Consider the following 6,255-nt stretch of genomic DNA (forward strand, 5'->3'; position numbering starts at 1 on the left):
TGTCGCTAGTACGATGATGGGTCGTTAGTAGATACGCCGACGTACTCGAATAGGATACCAAGACATTGAACACCCCGTTGAAAGAACTAGATGCTGAGCAGCTTGCAAGCCTGGCTGCTGAGTTGCGTGAGCAGTACAAGCAGCTGGAGGAGACCAACATGGCGTTGGATCTCACGAGGGGGAAGCCCTCGGCGCGCCAGTTGGACTTGGCGGACGATCTGTTGGCACTGCCGGGTGTGGGGAATCACCGTGATGCGTCGGGTGTGGACGTGCGTAATTACGGCGGCCTGACGGGCATTTTGCAGTTGCGTGAGTTGTGGGCCGAGGCGCTCGGTATTGACCCGAAGCTGTTGGTGGCGGGAGACTCGTCGTCGCTAAATATTATGTTTGACCTGGTGTCCTGGGCGTACACGTTTGGGACGAATGATTCGCCGCGGCCGTGGGCGGATGAGCAGCGCGAGCACGCGATTAAGTGGCTGTGCCCAGTGCCCGGCTATGACCGCCACTTCACGATTACGGAGCGCTTCGGCTTCGAAATGATCACCGTCCCGCTGCTGGAGGACGGCCCCGACATGGACGTCGTGGAGGAGCTGGTGAAGGACCCTGCTGTGAAGGGCATGTGGTGCGTGCCGGTGTTTTCCAACCCGACGGGCGCGGTGTACTCGCAGGCGACCATCGAGCGTCTGGCGGCGATGGAGACGGCCGCGCCGGACTTCCGCGTTGTGTGGGACAACGCGTACGCGGTACACACGCTGACGGATACGTTCCCGGTGAACGCGGACGTGCTTGCGCTGTCGGCGAAGGCGGGTAACCCGAACCGGTTCTGGTACATGTCGTCGACGTCGAAGATTACGCACGCGGGTTCGGGCGTGGCGTTCTTTGCCTCCTCGCAGGAGAACTTGGAGTGGTACGAGTCGATCGCGAATGTGCGAGGCATCGGCCCGAACAAGGTGAACCAGCTGGCGCACGCGATGTACTTCAAGGACGCGAATGGCGTGCGTGAGGTGATGCGGAAGCACGCGGAATCGCTGGCACCGAAGTTTGAGGCTGTGCTTGAGGTGCTGGAGAACCGGCTCGGGGGCACGGGCGTGGCGACCTGGTCGAAGCCGAGGGGCGGCTACTTCATCTCCCTGGACGTGATGGACGGGACCGCGACTCGCGTGTGGGAGTTGGCGAAGCAGGCCGGCATTAGCCTGACGAAGGCGGGGTCGGCGTTCCCGAAGGGGGAGGACCCGAACGACCGCAATATTCGCCTAGCGCCGTCGATGCCGCCACTGGAGGATGTCACGCGGGCGATGGACGGCGTGGCCACGTGCGTGTTGCTCGCGGCGGTGGAGAAGCTCGGCGCATGACGGGCGACGACCTCGCTGCCTGGCTGGCCTCGGTGTTTCCGGGGATGCAGCTTTCGCTTGTCGACGCCCGCGCCGTCGCCACCGCGGAACTGAACGGTGCGAACGTGGCGGTTACCGCCGGGTTCAGCGGTACTGACATGGGGCTGGTGGCGCTTGATGATGGCGGCCCCGAAGTTGTGTGCGAGGTGATGGCGGTGGGGGACGTCGACAAGCAGGTGCTTGCTGAGGCCGTCGTGGACGCGACCCGCGAGCTTGAGCGCCTTGGAGTGCCGGGGCAGCCTGGCGTGCTGCTCGAGGGGCTGCTGGCGGACGCGCCGGGCACCGTGCGGCATGGGCTACTGCGGGAGCCGGAGGTTTTCGCGCAGGGCACCCCGCTGGTGCGAGAACCGGGCCGGATTACGCTGCTTCTGGAGCTGATTGCGCTGACGGATGAGGAGTTCGGGATCGCCTCCGAGCAGGGCTATCCGGTGCTGGAGCGGCGTCTGCGCAGGCGTGGCGTGGATGTGAAAGATTGGTGCCGGGAAGAGGGCTGATCGTCTACACTTGGCGCCGTGGCTCTGTACCGGAAATATCGTCCTGCAACGTTTGGTGAGCTGGTTGGGCAAGACCAGGTGACTGTGCCGTTATCGAACGCTCTCGACAACGGGCGTATCAGCCATGCGTACCTGTTTTCGGGGCCGCGGGGGTGCGGTAAGACGTCCTCGGCGCGCATCCTGGCGCGCTCGTTGAACTGCGTTGAGGGGCCGACGTCCACTCCGTGCGGCAAGTGCGCGTCCTGCGTGTCGCTGGCGCCGGGTGGCACCGGGAACCTGGACGTGATGGAGCTCGACGCCGCCTCCCACGGCGGTGTCGACGACATGCGTGAGCTGCGCGAACGTGCCATGTTCGCGCCTGCGGAGTCCCGCTACCGCGTCTTCATCATCGACGAGGCGCACATGATTTCGCCCTCCGGCAACAACGCCCTGCTCAAGATTGTGGAGGAGCCGCCAGAGCACCTCATCTTCATCTTTGCGACGACGGAGCCGGAAAAGATTCTTGGCACGATCCGTTCGCGTACCCACAATTACCCGTTCCGCCTGCTGACCCCGCAGGCGATGCGCCACCTGTTGGAAAACATTGTGGCGGAGGAGGGGGCGCACGTCGATGAGAACGTGTACCCGCTGGTCATCCGCGCTGGAGGCGGGTCGCCGCGCGACACGCTGTCGGTGTTGGACCAGCTGCTGGCGGGCGCCGGCCCGGACGGCCTGACCTACGAGATGGCGCTGCCGCTGCTCGGGGTCACGGACCTCACGCTTCTCGACGCCGCCATCGACGCCCTCGCCACCAAGGACGCCGCGGCGATGTTCCACACCATCGACAAGGTGATCGAGTCCGGCCACGAGCCGCGCCGTTTCGCCCTCGACCTGCTGGACCGGCTGCGTGACCTGCTGCTCATCGTCACCGTGCCGGATGCCTTCGGCGAAGGGCTTGTCGACGCCCCCGTCGACCGCGCCGAAATACTCCGCGCCGAAGCGCAACAGTTCCATCCGTCGACGCTGGCCGCGCTCGCGACCGAGGTGAACGACCGGATCGGTGACCTCCGCGGCGCGACGTCCCCGCGCCTGTTGTTGGAAGTGATGATGGCGCACCTGCTCACGATGGGCGACCGCCCGCCGGTCTCCTCGGCTACCGCAGCTGCACCGGCGCCTGCTGCCCCTGTGCAGGCGGCCCAGCCTGCCCAGTCGGCCCCGTCGCAGGCTCCTTCGCAGGGTGGGGGAGCCGCGGCCGCTGCGGCTGCTGCGGCCAGGATCGCGGAGCGCCGAAAGGCGCAGAGCGCGCCAAAGTCTGAGCCCAAGCCCGAGCCTGCAGCGAAGCCTGAGCCCAAGCCAGTGCCGCAGCCACCCGCGGAACCCGCAACGCCGCCGAAGCCGGAACCAACCCCGGCACCGAAGCCAGAGCCAGCACCTGCGGAAGACCTCCTCGAACGCGTGCAGCGTGACTGGATGAAGCTGCGCCAAGCTGTGGGCAAGCGCAACCAGGTCGCCGAAATCATGCTTGCCGAAGCCAAACCGCTCTCCCTCGACAACGAAGACGGCCAGCCCACACTGCTCATCGGACACAACACGGGTGCCCTCGCGGAGCGCCTCAACGCCGACAACAACAACGGGGACATCGTCGCGGTGTTCTCCGAAGCGCTTGGCACCAAGGTTGCCGTGCGCTGTGTGGTGGGCACGAAAGGGGCGAAGGGGGCGTCGAAAAGTGAAGCAACCCCAAAACCCACAGCACAGCAGCCCACTGACTGGCGGGCGATAGCGAAGGCCGCCGGGCAGCGCAGCGCGCAACAGGAGCGCCGCGAGCGCGAGGAAGTCCCGCCGCCGCCCGAACCATTCCACGAAGACGCCGGATGGGAGCCGCCTCCGCCGCCGCCCGAGCCCTACAGCCAAGAGGATGAAGAGCGCGACATGGTCGACCAGGCCGAGGCCGAGTCGGCGACCTTCGACCGTCGTGACGCCACCGAAGTTGCCATGGACCTGCTTGCCAGCGAACTTGGAGCCAAGCCCTTGTAAGCATTCAGGAATCACCGGGTACACTGGTGAGCAAATTAGACAAAATCACTGACACGAAAGGGTGTTACACACCATGACCCAGCCAAATATGCCTCAGGACATGCAGGAACTCATCCGCCAGGCAGCCGAGGTGCAGCAGGCGCTGCAGCAGGCACAGCAGGAGCTGCTCAGCACCACCGTCACCGGCACCGCTGGCGGCGGCCTGGTCACCGTCGTCATGACCGGTGGCGCAGAGATCACCGACCTGCAGATCAAGCCGGAGGCTGTTGACGCCGACGACGTCGAGACGCTGCAGGACCTCATCCTCGCCGCATACCGCGACGCCCACAACAAGGCCGGCGAGCTGGCACAGGAGAAGATCGGCCCACTGACCGGCGGCGCAATGCCACAGGAGGCTCCTGGTGGTCAGCAGCCTGCACCTGGTGAGATTCCGTTCGGCGGCATCATCTAAACCCACCCGCTTGAACGCCTGGCACTTCGCCAGGCGTTTTGTGTTGTAAAGGACCCCCATGTTCGAAGGACCGCTCCAAGACCTTATCGACGAGCTCTCGCGCCTCCCCGGCGTCGGACCCAAGTCTGCGCAACGGATCGCCTTCCACCTCCTCCAAACCGAGGCCGAAGATATCGACCGGCTCCGCGCCGCCCTCGCCGGCGTCCGCGACGGCGTGACGTTCTGTCGCATCTGCAACAACGTCTCCCGCGAAACGGTCTGCCGCATCTGCGCCGACTCCGGCCGCAAAAAAGACCTCATCTGCGTCGTCGAAGACGCCAAAGATATCCAGGTCATCGAGCGGACCGGTGAGTTCAACGGCCGCTACCACGTGCTCGGTGGGGCACTGGACCCACTTGCGAACGTGGGCCCCAAGGACCTCGCCGTCACGCCCCTGCTGAAGCGCATCGGCGGCGTCCTTCCCGACCTCGACGGCGACGACGCCCCCCAAATCACCGAAGTCATCCTCGCCACCGACCCCGACACCGAAGGCGAAGCCACCGCCTCCTACCTGGCCCGCCTGCTCAAGGACTTCCCAGATCTGACCGTCTCCCGCCTGGCCTCCGGCATGCCGCTCGGCGGCGACCTCGAGTTCGTCGACGAGCTCACCCTCTCCCGCGCGCTCTCCGGGCGGCTCACGTTGTAGGAGGTGCTGTGCACCAAATTCCCTCACTGACCCTAGGTGGCAGGCTGGTTGTGGGCCAGAACCCGAAGGAGGTCCGCACCCATGTCCCCACACGATATTCCCCCGCTGATCCCCAAGCCACCAGAGAAGGATTGGGCCGATTACAACACCGACCCCGACCCCGGCAGGACTCGTAAACGTCGGCGTGCAAGCATGCTTTCTGCACGCGATGTGCTGGCGTTGCCGACTGTCACCCTTGCACCCGGTGCCACGCTTTCCGATAGTGAGTTGGTCATGCCGGATGCTGCGGCAGTCGTGTTTATCCCCAACACTGAATGCTCATGTACGGTAAAGAAGCAAGCAACCGAAAACAATAGATAGACCGCCAGCACTACACTATTCCGAACCAAAGACCAAAAGATAAGCATTTTGAGAAAATCTAAACTTTTGGATTTTCCTACAATGCCGACTACGGCGGAATCCCTCCCACTCCTTATATATTTCTTTCTGTATACATTGAATTTGTATTTAGTAAAATGCAGACAACACCACGGATCGGCTTTTGGCTGGACAATTCCAACCAAACACCGCAGCAGACAGTAGAAACCATTCTGAACGTTAGGAAGCCGGTATGATTGTTACATATAAGGGGAAGAAAAATTTCTTTTAGATACTTGTTTTCCTAAAACTGATGTGATATAATAATTCAATTCCAGAAAAGGAGTAAAAAATATGCGGCAAGGTATTCTTAAATAAAACTATAATCAAATAGTGGGAACAAAGGATTATGATAGTCCCTTTTGTAGGGGCTTAGTTTTTTGTACCCAATTTAAGAATACTTTTGCCTTATCAATTTTGACATATCCCCAAAAACAGCACTCACAAACAGGTGTATGCTGTATATGTGTATGTCCGCAAATTATCATCCCCAGTCGTAAAAGTATTTTACTGCTGGGGATTTTTATGCCCTTCGGGGCAGTAAAGGGAGGACAATCACATGAAAATAAGGGTTAAGCGACAAAATGTGTGCTTTTCTCGGCGTGTCGACTTAAGTGACAAAATGTGTGCTTTTTCAGGGGTTGGGATGGGTGGGTTGTGGGGTGTTGTGCTGGGGCTATGAGCGTCCTGCCCAGCCGTGTCGGATGGCCCAGGAGGGGTTGAAGTCGGTGTCGATGCCGGTGTCGTAGACTTTCGGCCGGCCGTCGGGTGAGTTGGCTTGGTCGCGTTCACGCATGTGTGCCT

6 protein-coding genes are annotated in these 6,255 nt (G+C 62.0%); all 6 read left to right on the forward strand.

Annotated features, from left to right (window positions below; genetic code table 11):
* Window positions 1-65 precede the first annotated feature (65 nt).
* The 6 genes from BJP06_RS07865 to BJP06_RS07890 all read left to right on the forward strand — a co-directional run bounded on the left by BJP06_RS07865 (window position 66) and on the right by BJP06_RS07890 (window position 5,394).
* The gene (locus BJP06_RS07865) at window positions 66-1,352 is read left to right on the forward strand and encodes an aminotransferase class I/II-fold pyridoxal phosphate-dependent enzyme (RefSeq protein WP_252931702.1); all 1,287 of its coding nucleotides are present in this window, start codon (window positions 66-68) and stop codon (window positions 1,350-1,352) included.
* Window positions 1,349-1,885, forward strand: coding sequence for a hypothetical protein (locus tag BJP06_RS07870; protein ID WP_071573457.1), 537 nt, complete (start codon window positions 1,349-1,351; stop codon window positions 1,883-1,885). The genes BJP06_RS07865 and BJP06_RS07870 overlap by 4 nt, the downstream gene beginning before the upstream one ends.
* A gap of 18 nt (window positions 1,886-1,903) precedes the next feature.
* Window positions 1,904-3,898: a DNA polymerase III subunit gamma and tau gene (locus BJP06_RS07875; protein ID WP_071573459.1), complete on the forward strand. Its 1,995-nt coding sequence runs from the start codon at window positions 1,904-1,906 to the stop codon at window positions 3,896-3,898.
* Window positions 3,899-3,971: 73 nt separating this feature from the next.
* Window positions 3,972-4,349 (forward strand): YbaB/EbfC family nucleoid-associated protein, encoded by a 378-nt coding sequence (locus tag BJP06_RS07880; protein ID WP_070363280.1) that lies wholly within the window; start codon window positions 3,972-3,974, stop codon window positions 4,347-4,349.
* A gap of 58 nt (window positions 4,350-4,407) precedes the next feature.
* Window positions 4,408-5,034 (forward strand): recombination mediator RecR, encoded by a 627-nt coding sequence (gene recR, locus BJP06_RS07885; protein ID WP_071566421.1) that lies wholly within the window; start codon window positions 4,408-4,410, stop codon window positions 5,032-5,034.
* Between the two features lie 81 nt (window positions 5,035-5,115).
* Window positions 5,116-5,394, forward strand: a complete 279-nt coding sequence (locus BJP06_RS07890) for a hypothetical protein (protein ID WP_071573461.1) — start codon at window positions 5,116-5,118, stop codon at window positions 5,392-5,394.
* Window positions 5,395-6,255: the final 861 nt, after the last annotated feature.

The organism is Corynebacterium sp. NML120713, from assembly GCF_001875735.1.
Classification (GTDB): domain Bacteria; phylum Actinomycetota; class Actinomycetes; order Mycobacteriales; family Mycobacteriaceae; genus Corynebacterium; species Corynebacterium pseudogenitalium.